Consider the following 1,378-nt stretch of genomic DNA (forward strand, 5'->3'; position numbering starts at 1 on the left):
CCAGCATCGGGGTAATCTTGCTACTCATACTAATTGGATGGCCCATCCTGATTGCTACTGGATTCTGGGTAATCTACAGGATCACCAAAGGTTGGTTGAGGTTATTCGACCGAAGGGCGATGTATGACTAATCTAACATATTTGGCTGGAAACCCCGCTATGCAGCAGGGCTCTGATTACGGCGATCAGTACCGAAAACTTACAGTCAGTTTTAGTGTGATGCCCTGAAAGACGCAGGGATGATAGGAGTGATTTTTACATGAAAAATCACTAGTGTCCGGTTAAATTCCTTCTAAAATCAACTGATTATTGATAGGACATGCATCTGAAGTGTTTTCCGTATTTGTAAGTGCTTGTTGTAGCGTAATTTTTTCGAAAAGTGTGAGAGATAAAATCTGTAGCAAAGTGTAGAGCGAAGCGTCCAAATTGAGACGTTTTTTGACAATGGCAACGAGAACATAAACCGACACGGCGATCCAGATTTGGGTCTTGACCGCATTCTCTGATGTACCGAAGAAACATTTGATCCGAAGATGCTGCTTGATCCATTTGAAAAACAATTCCACCTGCCATCGGCTCTTGTACAGTGCGCAAATTGTCGCGGCTGGCAAGACCATCTGATTGGTGAGGAAGACCAGCGTCCTGCCTGTCTCGGGATCCTTGAATCGAATGCGGCGCAGATGCACGGAGTAGTGCTGCTTGGTGTAAACGCCATCCAGCGCAATCGTCTGGTCGCAAATAACGCCTGTCGATCTATCCGTTTTCTCCGAATAAACCCGGTGCGCTTTCATATTGGACTTGGCGCGCGTAACAAAAAATGCACCAGCCAAGTGCAAGGCATGAAGCCGACTGAAATCCACGTAGCCCCGATCCATGACATAGATTGCGCCGGGTTCCGGTTGCAGCAGGTCGAGGGCATGCACGTCAGCCATCTTGCCATCGGAGATGTGGATGAAACTCGGAATATTGCCCCTCAGGTCGAGCAGTGTATGCATCTTGACGGCGGCTTTAGTGGTGCGAAAATGCGCCCATGGAAATACCGACAGGCACAGGTCGATGGTGGTCGAATCGAGCGCATAAACCGTGTTCGACAAATCCAGTCCAAGATCGTCCTTGATGTAAAGGTCGCGCGCCTGAACAATCAGGCGCTGCCCGAAATCAGCGTAAATTCGCCAGTCGCGAGATTCATTGGCATCGGCCAGCATCGAACGTTTTACCTGTCCGCGAAACCCCATGTGGTAAAGCTTTCCGGCTTGAGCACCAAGGCAGACTTCGATGTCCCGCAGACTTTCGCGGTAGGTCAATTGAGCAAAGGCCATGATGCGATATTGCTCGGCGCAAGTCATGGTGCGAACGCCACGGTTGCCGCCATACCGAT

At 49.6% G+C, this 1,378-nt stretch carries 1 protein-coding gene; it reads right to left on the bottom strand.

All coding sequences use genetic code 11. The features are described 5' to 3' along the window. Positions 1-281: 281 nt before the first annotated feature. Positions 282-1,378: IS4 family transposase (locus tag IV91_RS0114635; RefSeq protein ID WP_035418823.1), on the bottom strand; the 1,097-nt coding region annotated here is incomplete at its 5' end.

The sequence above is a fragment of the Ferrovum myxofaciens genome, assembly GCF_000735045.1.
Taxonomy (GTDB): Bacteria; Pseudomonadota; Gammaproteobacteria; order Burkholderiales; family Ferrovaceae; genus Ferrovum; species Ferrovum myxofaciens.